12 protein-coding genes and 1 pseudogene are annotated in these 12,393 nt (G+C 63.6%); 12 read left to right on the forward strand and 1 reads right to left on the reverse strand.

Annotated elements, in window-relative coordinates:
* Positions 1–128 precede the first annotated feature (128 nt).
* Both ATI53_RS21445 and ATI53_RS24130 read left to right on the forward strand, forming a co-directional pair.
* A pseudogene (locus tag ATI53_RS21445) lies at positions 129–326 on the forward strand (transposase); the annotation flags it as partial.
* Between the two features lie 103 nt (positions 327–429).
* Positions 430–1,605: an MFS transporter gene (locus ATI53_RS24130; RefSeq protein ID WP_249033418.1), complete on the forward strand. Its 1,176-nt coding sequence runs from the start codon at positions 430–432 to the stop codon at positions 1,603–1,605.
* A gap of 13 nt (positions 1,606–1,618) precedes the next feature.
* Here ATI53_RS24130 and ftsH read toward each other — a convergent pair whose 3' ends face one another.
* Complete coding sequence (gene ftsH, locus ATI53_RS21455) at positions 1,619–3,448, reverse strand: ATP-dependent zinc metalloprotease FtsH (RefSeq protein ID WP_111551355.1); 1,830 nt, start codon at positions 3,446–3,448, stop codon at positions 1,619–1,621.
* A 338-nt stretch (positions 3,449–3,786) separates the two neighbouring features.
* On the opposite strand from ftsH, the gene ATI53_RS21460 reads away from it, so the two are divergent.
* The 10 genes from ATI53_RS21460 to ATI53_RS21505 all read left to right on the forward strand — a co-directional run.
* Positions 3,787–4,233: an Hsp20/alpha crystallin family protein gene (locus ATI53_RS21460; RefSeq protein ID WP_009502588.1), complete on the forward strand. Its 447-nt coding sequence runs from the start codon at positions 3,787–3,789 to the stop codon at positions 4,231–4,233.
* Between the two features lie 123 nt (positions 4,234–4,356).
* Entirely contained in the window at positions 4,357–4,713 is a 357-nt protein-coding gene (locus ATI53_RS21465; protein WP_223866047.1) for an Hsp20/alpha crystallin family protein, read from the forward strand.
* Positions 4,700–5,185 carry an Hsp20/alpha crystallin family protein gene (locus ATI53_RS21470; protein ID WP_111551349.1) on the forward strand — a complete coding sequence of 162 codons (486 nt, stop codon included), beginning with the start codon at positions 4,700–4,702 and terminating at the stop codon, positions 5,183–5,185. The genes ATI53_RS21465 and ATI53_RS21470 overlap by 14 nt, the downstream gene beginning before the upstream one ends.
* A 90-nt stretch (positions 5,186–5,275) precedes the next feature.
* Positions 5,276–8,134: an ATP-dependent Clp protease ATP-binding subunit gene (locus ATI53_RS21475; protein ID WP_111551350.1), complete on the forward strand. Its 2,859-nt coding sequence runs from the start codon at positions 5,276–5,278 to the stop codon at positions 8,132–8,134.
* Positions 8,135–8,202: 68 nt separating this feature from the next.
* Positions 8,203–9,375 carry an HPF/RaiA family ribosome-associated protein gene (locus ATI53_RS21480; RefSeq protein ID WP_111551351.1) on the forward strand — a complete coding sequence of 391 codons (1,173 nt, stop codon included), beginning with the start codon at positions 8,203–8,205 and terminating at the stop codon, positions 9,373–9,375.
* Between the two features lie 12 nt (positions 9,376–9,387).
* Positions 9,388–10,023 carry an HdeD family acid-resistance protein gene (locus tag ATI53_RS21485; protein WP_111551352.1) on the forward strand — a complete coding sequence of 212 codons (636 nt, stop codon included), beginning with the start codon at positions 9,388–9,390 and terminating at the stop codon, positions 10,021–10,023.
* Positions 10,024–10,060: 37 nt separating this feature from the next.
* On the forward strand, positions 10,061–10,570 hold the full coding sequence (locus tag ATI53_RS21490) for an NADH dehydrogenase ubiquinone Fe-S protein 4 (protein WP_111551353.1): 510 nt from the start codon (positions 10,061–10,063) through the stop codon (positions 10,568–10,570).
* A gap of 98 nt (positions 10,571–10,668) precedes the next feature.
* Entirely contained in the window at positions 10,669–11,655 is a 987-nt protein-coding gene (locus ATI53_RS21495) for a YfdX family protein (protein ID WP_111551354.1), read from the forward strand.
* A gap of 28 nt (positions 11,656–11,683) precedes the next feature.
* Positions 11,684–12,019 carry a M48 family metallopeptidase gene (locus tag ATI53_RS21500; RefSeq protein WP_009502596.1) on the forward strand — a complete coding sequence of 112 codons (336 nt, stop codon included), beginning with the start codon at positions 11,684–11,686 and terminating at the stop codon, positions 12,017–12,019.
* A 133-nt stretch (positions 12,020–12,152) separates the two neighbouring features.
* On the forward strand, positions 12,153–12,393 hold a 241-nt coding region (locus ATI53_RS21505), incomplete at its 3' end, for a transposase (RefSeq protein ID WP_146609990.1).

Raw genomic sequence — 12,393 nt, forward strand, 5'->3', positions numbered from 1 at the left:
ATTGGCTGGCAGTCGTTTGCGCAGCACAACGATGAGAAGCGCAAGCTTCGCTCGCGCAGCTTGACCTGCCCCCCGCGAAATCCCTCACCGTGATGTAGAGTCTGCGCCAACTCTGAAGGAGCAGACACATGCGAAAGAGCCGTTTCACCGAGGCGCAAATCATTGGAATGACCAAGGAGCAGGAGGCTGGAATGCCGACGGTTGAGGTGTGCCGCAGGCATGGCCTGAGCACGGCGACGGTCTACGAGCTGAAGGCCAAGTATGGCGGCATGGAGGTGTCCGAGGCCGCGAGGCTGAAGGCACTCGAGGACGAGAACGCCAAGCTTCACTATGGTACAGATACTTGTAATGGCACAGATTCCTCTTCGATACGCTTCGATCCTTCTCAGCGTCGCGCTGCTGGTCATCGGCAACGGGCTTCAGCAGACATTGATCGGCCTGCGGGCAGGCATCGAGGGATATGCCGAGGAAACGGTGGGCGTGATGATGTCCGCCTATTTCGTGGGTTTCGTGCTGGCCTCGATCCATGCGCCGAAGGTGATCCAGCAGGTCGGTCATATCCGCGCATTTGCCGCTTTCGCCTCGGCCGCATCGGCCTTTGCGCTGTGTTTCGCGATCTTCGTTTCGGCACCGGCCTGGATCGTGCTGCGCGTCCTTCAGGGGGCGTGTTACGCGGGACTTATCATCGTGGTGGAAAGCTGGCTGAACGCCTCGGCCGAGCCTGGCTGGCGCGGGCGGGTGCTCGCGATCTATTCCATCGTCATGTACGGGGCATGGGCGATCAGTCAGCCGATGGTGGCACTGGCCGCACCGTCGGGTTTCGTGCTCTTTGCCGTCGTTTCGATCTGTCTTTCGTTCGCCCTCGTTCCGATCACACTCAGTCGCGCCGGCAATCCAGGCGTGGTGCTCGCCACGCGTGTCGGGCTGAGACGGTTACTTGCGATTTCACAGACCGCGCTGGCCGGTGCATTCGTCATGGGGGCGGTGGTCGGCGCGTTCTTCGGCATGGGGCCCGTGGCCAGCCAGCAATTGGGCTTCAGTGATACAAAGACGGGCGCGATCCTGTCCGCGGCCCTCATTGGGGCTTTGGTTTTCCAATGGCCACTCGGCTGGCTGTCGGACCGAATGGATCGGCGGTTTATCATTCTGGGTAGCGGTTTGAGCGGTGTCATCCTGTCGGGCCTGCTGGTCTGGACACTGACGGACGGCAACGAACTGCTGGTGATCGCGCTGTGCTTCCTGCTCGGCGGCGCGCTGATGCCGCTTTATTCCATCTGTCTTGCGGAAGTGAATGACCGGATTGACGAGAGCGAGTTGATCGCGGCGGCCAGCGGTTTCGTGCTGGTCTATGGTGTCGGTTCGGCAGTTGGGCCTTTCGCAGCCAGCCTGGTTATGGGCCGGATCGGACCGACCGGGTTGTTTTCGTTCATGGCAGCCGCATTGGCCTTGTTCGTCGCCTTCGGCACGTTGCGCATCCGTCAGCGGCAACGGACCGCGACGGCCGACAAGCAAAGCTACGTGGCGACCCCCAGCACCAGCCATGCGGCGCTACCACTGCATCGGCACGGGCCGGATCGGGCCGAAGGAGAGGAAGCGCCGCGCTGAGACGACGTCGGGGTCAGGCCGCGTCCGCCGGTCGCGCGACCTCGGCCGCGATGCGCTTCAGGTCGGTTTCTTCCAGCGTTTCGCGTACAAGCAGTTCAGCCGCCGAATTTTCCAACTGGGCGCGGTTGTCTTCGAGCAGGGCAAGCGTGCGGTCGAAAACATTGTCGATCATCTCCTTCACCGCCTGGTCCATGCGCTCGGCCGTGGCATCGCTGTAGCGGCGGTTGAGCCACGATCCCTGCTCGGTCTGGCCGAGGAAGGTGGGGCGGTCGCTGTCGTAGCTGACATGGCCGAGATCCTCGTCCATGCCATAGCGCGCCACCATCGACCGCGCGATATCTGTCGCGCGGGCCAGATCGTCGGCCGCGCCGGTGGACAGGTGGCCGTAGATGATCTTTTCCGCCGCGCGACCGCCCAGCAGGACGGCGATCTTGTTCTCCAGCTCCTCGCTTGTCATCAGGTAGCGGTCTTCGGTCGGGCGCTGGATCGTGTAGCCGAGCGCGCCGATGCCGCGCGGGATGATCGACACTTTGTGAACCTCATCCACGCCGGGCAAGGCCATGCTGACGATGGCATGACCCATCTCGTGATGGGCCACGATCTCGCGTTCGCGCTCGTTCAGGCGGCGGTTCTTCTTCTCCAGCCCGGCGACGATGCGCTCCACCGCTTTTGTGAAATCCACCATCTCCACCTTGCTGGCACCCCGCCGCGTCGCCATCAGCGCCGCCTCGTTGACGAGGTTGGCCAGATCAGCACCGGAAAAGCCGGTGGTCAGCGCCGCGATCTGGTCGGGATCGACTGCCTCGGCCACCTTGATCTTCTTCATATGCACCTTGAGGATTTGCACCCTCCCGACCCGATCGGGACGGTCCACCAGAACCTGCCGGTCGAAACGCCCCGCACGCAACAGCGCAGGGTCCAGGATTTCGGGCCGGTTGGTGGCGGCCAGAAGCACCACGCCTTCGGATGGATCAAACCCGTCCAGCTCGGTCAGAAGCTGGTTCAGCGTCTGCTCGCGCTCGTCATGGCCGCCGGGTTGCTGGCCTGCGCTACGCGAGCGGCCCAGAGCGTCCAGTTCATCGACGAAGATGATGGCGGGCGCGGCCTTGCGAGCCTGCTCGAACAAATCACGGACCCGGGCCGCGCCAACGCCCACGAACATTTCCACGAACTCGGACCCGGAAATGGAATAGAAGGGCACGCCGGCCTCACCGGCCACGGCGCGGGCCAGAAGCGTCTTGCCGGTGCCCGGCGGGCCCACCAGCAGCACCCCCTTGGGCATCCGCGCGCCGAGCCCGCCATAACCTTCGGGGTCTTTCAGGAACGCGACGATCTCCTCCAGCTCCTGCTTGGCCTCGTCGACGCCCGCAACATCGTCGAAACTGACCTCGGTGTCGCTCTCGACATAGATCTTTGCCTTGCTCTTGCCGATGGACATGAAACCGCCCATGCCCTGCCGATCGGCGAATTTGCGTATGAAGAAAACCCATATCCCGACGAAAACAAGCGCAGGCAGCACCCATGACAGCAGCGTGGTAAACCAGGTATTCTCGACGGCGCCGGTATAGGTGATATCGACCTCTTCAAGCCGCTCGATCATATCGGCGGGCACGGTGGTGGTGACGAAGCCGGTCTTGCCGTCCTGCGGTTCGCTGAAAGTGCCGCGGATGGTATCGCTGCCGATCACCACCTCTTCGATCACATCTTCATCCAGGTAGGTCTCGAACTGACTGTAGGGGATCGCGGCGATGGTCTGGGACTGAACCCAGAAATCGCGCAGAAGGACGATGCCGAAGATCGCCAGAAGGATATACCAGAAATTGATCTGTGTTTTCTTGTCCATCGGCGGCAATTCTCCCGGGTCGCTGCCGTCAAGCATAAATCTTATCGCAACATATTGACAAGATTTTTATTTTTTCCCAACTGATTGGGTGCGGGGTGCCGCTTTCAGGGTCCCGGAGATGTTGGTGAGATGTGAAGCGTGTGCATTGCGCAACGCTTCGGTCCCGTCATCGACCGCGAGGTGCGGTGAACTGGCCTTGCGTATCGACACACGTGGTCGCCATGCGTCTTCGTGCAGGCTCGTATCCGAGTCCCTCCCTTCGCGACAGTCCCGCAACGTGAGACGCGGTCCGCCCCGCTGTCGACCCCTGATGTTGTGACCGAGAAGACGAGGATACGATGCAGAATTACGGATTGTTCCCTGCGCTATGGGGCCCGTTCGTCGAACTGCGACAGCTTCAATCGCAGACGAACCGCATGTTCGATGGCGGCGGACGCAACCAGCGCCAAAGCGATGGAAACTGGCCCCCCGTCAACTTGTGGCCGGGCGATGACAGCCTGATCGTCACCGCCGAGATGCCCGGTGTCGCACAGGACGACATCGAACCAACGGTGCGCGAAAACACCCTGATCATTGCCGGTAAACGCAGTCCTTCGACCGAAGACGGAGATGCCGCATGGCATCGTCGCGAACGCCCGTCCGGCGCGTTTTCCCGCAGCATCCGCCTGCCGCTGCGCGTCGATCCAGACAAGGTAGAGGCCCGTGCGGAAAACGGAGTTCTTGAGGTCGAGATGAGCCCGCCAGATGCGGAACGGCCGCGCAAGATCGAGGTCAAGGCAAGCTGATCCAGATCAACGACAGGAGAACAGACCATGGCAAATGAAATGTAGAAAGCCGGCGGTAATGTAGCCCCGCCCAAGGCGGAAGAGGCCCGCAATGCCAGCCCGACTTTCCGTCCCACGACGGACATTTTCGAGGAGGACGATGGTGTGACGCTGATGATGGACATCCCGGGTGTGGCACCCGACAGCGTCGATGTCTCGGTCGAGAATCGCGCGTTGACGGTGCACGGCACGAACAACGCGCCCGCGCCCGAAGGCTACCGACGTATCTATGCGGAATATGCACCCGCCGCCTTCGAACGGGCCTTCAGCCTGCCCGACACGCTCGACGCCGACGGCATCGAGGCCAGCCACAGGGACGGTGTTCTGGTGCTGACCTTCAAGAAAGGCGAAGCCGCCACGCCGAAACAGATCAAGGTCAAGGCTGCGAAAGGGGCCCGGACCAACCGAAGAACAGGAGAAAGGAACAATGGCACTCAATGATCTCATCCCGTGGAGTCGTGACCACAACCAGACGCCCGCCCGGCGACAGGACGACGACAACCCCGTGATGTCGCTTCAGCGCGACCTGAACCGCGTGTTCGAGGATTTCCGGGGCCGCTTCGATAGCCCCTTCGGGGGCGACATGCGAGCGGACGGCCCGCGAACCGACGTCTCGGAAACCGACGACGCGATGCTGGTTTCGGTCGATCTGCCGGGGCTCGACGACAAGGATGTCGAGGTGAACGTCACCGAAGACATGCTGACCATCCGCGGTTCGCGCGAGGACAAGTCCGAGAAGGACGGTTTCACGTCGCAGTCCCGGCGCAGCTTCCAGCGGATGATCCCCGTCCCGGCGGGCGTGGATTCCGGGAAGGTCGAGGCTGAATTCAAGCGCGGCGTGTTGACCGTGACACTTCCCAAGACCGAAGAGTCCAAGGCCCGTGTCAAACGGATCGACGTCAAGTCCGGATAAGCCCTGCACGGGTCCTTCGCAGCCCGTGCCGCCCCCGCTCGTTAACCAATTTATTGAACGCCTGAACAACACCCGATGGAGTAGACGACAATGGCAAACGGAATCTGTGACATCTGCAAACGCCGCCCGGCCTCGTTCCGGGCGCAGGTCTCTGTGAATGGCGAGCGCAAGATGATGGAACTGTGCGACGAAGACTACCGGAAGCTCGCGCGGGGGCAGCGGCGTCCCGCGTCGCCGCTGGAATCGTTGTTTGGGGGCGGGTCTCTCTTCGACGAGTTCTTTGGCGACTCTCCCTTTGGAAACGATGTGGGGCGCAATCTCGCCGATGCGCGAGAAGGCCAGCGCGTCCCGGTCACCGGCGTCAGCCGCCGCGGACAAGGGGGCGCAAGCATCGCCGACCGTTTGAGCGAACAGGGCAACAAGCTGTTGCAGGAAGCCGCGCAGAAAGCGGGCGAATTCGGACGGTCCGAAGTGGATACCGAACATCTGCTGTTCGCGCTAAGCCATAGCGATGTGGTCAAGACGCTGCTGGAACAGTTCAAGATCGACGTCGACGGCCTGCGCCGCCAGATCGAAAGCGAAGCACCGCGCGGAGAGAACAAGGAAGGTGGCGAAATCGGGGTCAGCCCCCGTCTGAAGGACGCGCTCAACCGCGCCTTCGTGGCGTCGAACGAGCTGGGCCATTCCTATGTCGGGCCCGAACACCTGTTGGTCGGGCTGGCCGAGGAAGGCGAAGGTCTGGCCGCTGATATCCTGCGCAAATACGGGCTGACGCCGCAGGCTTTGCGTCAGCAGGTCACGAAGGTGGTCGGGCGCGGAGCCGAGGAAGGCCGCGTCGAGACGCCGTCAAACACCCCCGATCTGGACGAGTTTTCGCGCGACCTGACCAAGCTTGCCCGCGAGGGCAAGCTGGACCCGGTGATCGGTCGCGCGCGCGAGATCGAGACCACGATCGAGGTTCTGGCCCGCCGCAAGAAGAACAACCCGGTCCTGATCGGTGAGCCAGGTGTCGGCAAGACCGCGATCATCGAAGGGCTGGCGCAACGCATCATTGCGGGTGAGGTGCCGGAATCCCTGCGCGACAAGCGGCTGGTGGAACTGAACATCAACTCGATGGTCGCCGGATCGAAATATCGCGGCGAGTTCGAGGAGCGCGTGCAGAAGATCCTCAAGGAAATCACCGAGCAGAAGGACGAGATGGTCCTCTTCATCGACGAGATTCACACCATCGTCGGCGCGGGCCAAGGCGGCGGCGAAGGCGGGCTGGACATCGCCAACACCTTCAAGCCGGCCCTGGCACGCGGCGAGCTGAACCTGATCGGGGCGACCACGCTCAGCGAATATCAGAAGCATATCGAGAAGGATGCGGCGCTGGAGCGGCGTTTCCAGCCGGTCTATGTGGATGAGCCGAGCGTGGCCCAGACGATCATGATCCTGCGCGGTCTGCGCGACACGCTGGAGAGCCACCACAAGGTGACGATCACCGACGAGGCCGTCGTTGCGGCGGCAGAGCTTTCCGACCGCTATGTCACGGGGCGCTTCATGCCCGACAAGGCCATCGACCTGATCGACCAGGCCGCGGCACGGGTCAAGATCAGCGCCACGGCGCGGCCCGTCGATGTGCAGGAACTGGACGCGGAGGTGCAGCAGATCAAGCGCGAGCAGGATTATGCCGCCGCGCGCAAGCAGTTCGACCGCGCCGCCGAGCTGAAGAAGGAACTGGAGGGAAAGCAGACCGAACTGGATGCGCTGCTGGAAACCTGGAAGCGCGATCGCGCCTCGGCTTCAGCCGAAGTCCGCGTCGACCATATCGCGCAGATCGTGTCCAAGCTGACCGGTATTCCGGTGACAGAGCTGACCAGCGAGGAACGCGAAAAGCTGCTGAAGCTTGAGGATCGTCTGCACGAACGCGTTATCGGCCAGGACGAGGCCATCGCATCGGTTGCCGATGCCGTGCGGCTGGCGCGCGCGGGGCTGCGCGAAGGCTCCGCCCCGACGGCGACTTTCCTGTTCCTCGGGCCCACCGGGGTGGGCAAGACCGAGCTGGCCAAAGCACTGGCGGAAACCGTCTATGGCGACGAGGACGCGATGATCCGCATCGACATGTCGGAATACGGCGAACGCCATGCTGTCGCGCGACTGGTGGGCGCCCCCCCGGGTTACGTCGGCTATGACGAGGGCGGCCAACTGACCGAACGCGTCCGCCGCCGCCCCTATTCCGTGGTGCTGCTGGACGAGATCGAGAAGGCGCATGCGGATGTCTACAACATCCTGCTTCAGGTCTTCGACGACGGGCGGCTGACCGACGGCAAGGGGCGCGTGGTGGATTTCACCAACACGATCATCATCGCCACGTCGAACCTCGGATCGGACATCATCCAGCGCAACCTGAAGAAACGCGGCACCAAGGAGTTCGACGAATCCAAGCAACGCGGCGAATTGATGGAGGTGCTGCGCCGGCATTTCCGGCCCGAATTCATCAACCGGATCGACGAGATCATCGTCTTCCATTCGCTGAACCGCGCAGAGATCCGCGAGATCGTCGGGCTGCAACTGGACCGCGTGGCGCGCACGGCGCTCACGCAGGGCGTTGAGCTGGTCTTCGACGAGTCCGTCACCGACCACTTCGCCGCCATCGGCTTTCAGCCCGAATTCGGCGCGCGCGAATTGCGTCGCCTGATCCGCTCCGAACTGGAAACCGAACTGGCCCGCGCGATGCTGGCTGGTGCGGTCGAGGATGGCGACACGGTCCAGGTGGCGTGGTCCCCGGACGACCGGAAGATCACCTTCGAGAAGCAGGAGGCGGCCGCGTCCGAACAGGCCGATGGCCAGGACAGGGACAACGCGCCGCCGGTGCCGGACGCGTCCCCCGAGGGTGAGGTTTCCGCAGATGCGAAGGCGACGCCCGGAGAGGATGCAGACAAGGGTGCCGCCGATACTGCGACGTGAGGACGCGGCGGGAATGCGGGCGCCCGGCTTCGCATCCCGCCCGGGGTGATGTTGAGGAGGAAAGCCAGATGAACGTGACGACGGCATTTCGCAATCTCGATTCTCATGGTCAGCACCGCGGCCCCGAGGTGATCCGGCACGAGGCCGCGGCGCTGGAGAAGCGGCTTGCGCGGTTCCGCCCCGATCTCGTGCGGCTGGAAGCGACGGTGTCCCAGGCGCGGGGTAAGAAGCGCATCCAGGCCGATCTTCGCCTCGGGCTGCCCTCCGGCGTGATCGCCGCGCGGAGCGAGGGGTTCGAGACCGAACCGGTTCTGCGCAAGGCGTTCGCGGCCCTCGGGCGCCGGCTCGACCGGCACTTGGCGCGCCTGCAACGCACGACGGAATGGAAACGGCCGACACGGCGCGCACGGATCGGCCGGCTTCTGCCATCCGCACGTGACCGGGCCGAGGCGGACCGGCGTGCGCTCTATTTCGATCTGATCGAGGATCATCTCGTTCACGTCTATAACACGATCAGGCGCGAGCTGATCTATCTCGAAGCCAGCGGCGCCGTTCCTGCCAACCGCCTGAGCGTCCGGGGCCTCGTCGATGCAACGATCCTGAACGGGCTCGACCGCTTCGAGAAGCGGCCAAGCGAGTTTTCGGTCGGCGATTGGCTGACGCGGCTGGCGTATCGGACGATCGGGGCCGAGGCGCGCGCCGCCCGCCGCGCCCTGCCCGACGACGCTGCCCGGCTGGACGACGCGCCCGAGGCGCCGGCGCGCGAGCCGACCGAGGCGGATCAGGAGATGCACGAGTTCTACCAGCCCGACGACGTGCTGCTGCTGGAGGATCTGGTGGCCGACGAGGACGGCGAGGAGGCCGAGACCTGGATGGCGCGGCGCGAGGCGGCGCTGGCGCTGCACCGGGCGCTGGCCGATCTGCCCGCGCTCTGGCGCAGGATTTTTCTGCGGCTCCACATGGAGGACGAGACAGCAGACCGGGCCGCCGTGGTTCTTGACCTGTCCGCGGAGGACGTCGCACGCCTCGCCGAGGCCGCACGGGCCTTTCTGCACCAGCGTCTGATCGAGGCCGGTCACGCGCCGGACAGCGCCGACGCTGCCTTGACGGACATTCCGACGCACATGGCACAGATCCCGCAACCTCTGGAATACCGCGACCGGATCGCGGCGGCAATGACCGGGCACGGTGATGAACGCCCGCATGGCGCGCCAGACCCGGCCGAGCGCGCCGATCACTGAAAGGAGACAGAAATGACGACGATAAACACGAACCCGCAAAACTCCTTGGACGAATTCCTGTGCAGCCTGTCGAGGAACTGGTGGGCCTTTGTCCTGCGCGGCGTCCTTGCGCTGGTCATCGCCGTGCTCGCCTGGTTCATGCCGGCAGAGGCCATTCTGGCCCTGACGCTGGTCTTCGGCGCCTTCGCCTTTGCCGATGGCGTCTTCGGGCTGATCGCCGCCGTGCGGCAGGTCCGGGAAGGCGAGCGTTGGGGCTGGCTCGCCTTCAGCGGTGTGCTCGGCATTCTGACCGGGATCGTCGTTCTCGTCACGCCGTTCGTGGCGACCTTTGTGCTGGCGGTCTTTCTCTGGGCCAGCATCGCCTTCTGGGCGGTCTTCTCGGGCGTGTTCGAGATCATCACCGCGATCCGCCTGCGCCGCGAGATCGAGGGCGAAGTCTGGCTCGGGTTGAGTGGGATCGTGTCGGTCCTGCTGGGGGTCCTCGTCATCTGGTTCCTCGCGACGAGTCCCGCCGAAAGCCTTCTGGCCCTCGGCTGGCTGCTGGCGATCTATGCCGCGATCTTCGGCGTCACGATGATTCTGCTCGGTCTGAAACTGCGCAAGGCGAATGACGAAGCGGATTGCGCCCCGCGGGCGAAGACGACGTGAAGCAGCCAAGCACAATCCTTTTGGAAAAGAGGCTATCATGTTGAACAGACGCGGACATAACCGGCCACCCTTCCGGCCGAAAATACCCGGCACCGACCTGCGCTCGCCCGATGTGCCCACGGCGATCATCTATCGTCCCTCGCGCAATGCGATGCAGTCAGGGTCGCGGCCGCGCCACTGGATACTGGAGTTCGAGCCTGCGACATCGCCGCAAATCGAACCGCTCATGGGATGGTCCGCGATGGACGACCCCTATCGGCCAATCCGGCTGAGCTTCCCCGACCCGGAAAGCGCCATCGACTACGCCGAGCGAAATGACTGGGACTATATCGTGCGCGACGACGGCCAGCGCGGGCCCTGCACCGCGCCGGAGCCCATGTTCCGCCCACTTGACCGGCTGGACGGACCACAGCTGCGCGGCAGGGTTCCCGACCGGAAGACGTCGGCGATGAAAGATGCGGCCGACCCGGTGGACCTGGCCTTGCTGGAGTCCTTCCCGGCCTCCGATCCCCCGGCCTGGACAGGCACGATCGTGACGAAGCGCTGAGCGTTTCGGGCGCAGGGCAAACGGCCCGGACCTGCGCCCGTCCGGTCCCTGGCCGGGCCGAACATTGCAACAGCATCGTAAACTGAAAGGAGAGACCCATGCCCTATCGTAAACTGTTCTCTTCGTCCGGGAGTGCCTTGGCACTATCTACGGTGATGGCTCTGCCGCCCGCCTTTGCCCAGAACACGCCACTCCCCCCTAGCTCCCAGACGAACGAGGCGGTCAGCGAAGGCGTGCAGGATGCAGCGACCGCGCAGGTCGAAGAAAAACGCAAGAAACTGCTTGACGATGCGACGCGCGCATTGGAGGAGACCGAGACGGCCCTGACCGCCCTTGACGAGGACGATACCGATGCCGCGCTGGAGGCGCTGACGGTCGCGACCGGCAAACTGGAAAGTGTCGTAGCCCGCGATCCCGCCCTCGCGCTGGCACCGGTCGATACGCAACTGCTTCAGCGCGACCTGCTGGGTGACGTGGAAACGATTCAAGCCGCCCGCGAGGTGATTGAAGAGCTGGTGGACGATGGCCTGCTTCAGGAGGCCCGCCCGCTGATGCGCGAGTTCGCCAGCGAGATCATCATCGAGACCACCAATCTGCCGCTCGCCACCTATCCCGACGCGCTTCTGCGCGCGACCGCCCAGATCGACGCGGGCGAGGTAGAGACCGCCAAGCAGACCCTTGCCACGGCGCTCGGCACCCTGGTCATCACCGAAGACGTGATCGCCCTGCCGGTTTTGCGCGCGCAATTGCTGATCGATGCGGCGGAGAAGGCGCTTGGCGGAGATGGTGGCACTGCTGCGGATACCGGCGCATCAGACTCCGACTCCACTGAAACCGAGAGTGCTGAAGAGGCTTCTGAAGCCGTCGATACCGAACCGCTTTCGCCCGGCGAATATGTCGAGGCCGCGCGCACCCAACTCAGAATCGCCGAGGCGCTCGGCTACGGCGACGAGGATGATTTCGAGGAGCTTCACGAGAATCTGGATGAACTGGACGAGCGGATTGACCTTGCGGACGACACCGGTGGGGTCTTTGACAAGATCGGCGACAGCTTCATCCGGTTGAAGCAGCGGCTCTTCGACTGAGGACGGCGAGGACGGAAGGGAATTGAGGATGCTGCGGCTCGGCCTTTATCTCGGTTCCAATCTCGCAATCCTGGTCGTCCTGTCGGGGGTGTTCCGGCTGCTTGGCATCGACAGCCTGTTGCAGGCGAACGGGGTCGATCTGAACCTGACGGCACTGCTGATCTTCGCGGCGGTGCTGGCGTTTGCAGGGTCGCTGATCTCGCTTTTCCTGTCGAAAACGATGGCGAAGGCCGGGATGCGCGTGCAGGTCATCACGACACCGCGCAACCCGGTCGAACACTGGCTGATGGTAACCGAGGCGGAAATCCACTTGCAAGCGCCCGGAGCCTGTTCAGACAACCCGAGCCGCTTCTTCGTGCGGTAGCGGGTCAGCGCAGACTGTGACCTGCGCATGATCTAATCGTGCAGATTTGCTAAGTGTCCATCCGGGAACATCTTGAATCTTTGGAATCACTTGTGAATCCTTGGCGGAGGCAAGGTTTTGCAGGAGCTTTTGGATGTGGACCAACGAGAACCGCGGTCGTTATGATCGCAGTGGACTGCGCTATCCCAGCGATTTGACGGACGAGGAATGGGGGATCATTTCTCCGCTGATCCCGCCCGCGAAGCGGGGCGGCAACAAGCGGACGGTCGTGATGCGGGAGGTCGTCAACGGGCTGATGTATATTCTCGGCACCGGATGCCAGTGGGCTGCGCTGCCGAAGGACTTGCCGCCGCGCAGCACGGTAAACGACTATT

It is taken from the genome of Salipiger aestuarii (assembly GCF_003259905.1).
Taxonomy (GTDB): domain Bacteria; phylum Pseudomonadota; class Alphaproteobacteria; order Rhodobacterales; family Rhodobacteraceae; genus Salipiger; species Salipiger aestuarii.